At 54.3% G+C, this 527-nt stretch carries 1 protein-coding gene; it reads left to right on the top strand.

What is annotated here, in order from left to right:
• Window positions 1-90 precede the first annotated feature (90 nt).
• Window positions 91-527, top strand: a 437-nt coding sequence (locus HW443_RS12860) for a class I SAM-dependent methyltransferase (RefSeq protein WP_176238407.1), incomplete at its 3' end; no start/stop codon positions are given.

Raw genomic sequence — 527 nt, 5'->3', positions numbered from 1 at the left:
GCCATGCTATAATAGCTCTGACCTAAAAGGCTAAGATGAGACACCCAGCGAAAAGATAGAACAAACATGCAACCTGAGGAATATCGCACCATGTTTGAAGTTGAGGAGACGCTCTGGTGGTACCGGGGCCTGCGGCGGATTGTCTTTCTTTTCCTACGCCCCTATCTGAGATCAGGCCAGAAGCTGCGGATCCTCGACGCAGGTTGTGGCACAGGCATCCTCCTCACCCATCTAAGCTCTTTAGGCCAGACCTGGGGGTTTGACTATGCAGAGGAGGCCCTCTCCTTCTGCCGCCAGAGAGGACTAAAGAATATCCGCCAGGCCTCAATTACTGCTATTCCCTTCGCCGCTGAAAGTTTTGACCTGGTAACCTGCCTGGACGTTCTCTCTTGCCAGGCTGTAGAAGATGATGAGCTGGCCCTGCGCGAGATTCATCGTGTCCTGAGAAGAGGAGGATTAGCTATAATCAATCTCGCTGCCCACCGCTTCCTCTATAGCTCCCACGACCGGGCCACCCGCACCGCCAG

The sequence above is a fragment of the Candidatus Hakubella thermalkaliphila genome, assembly GCF_013281975.1.
Taxonomy (GTDB): Bacteria; Actinomycetota; Humimicrobiia; order Hakubellales; family Hakubellaceae; genus Hakubella; species Hakubella thermalkaliphila.
Note: the sequence above shows the minus strand (reverse complement) of the source record. Positions and strands in the feature narration are given on the sequence as shown.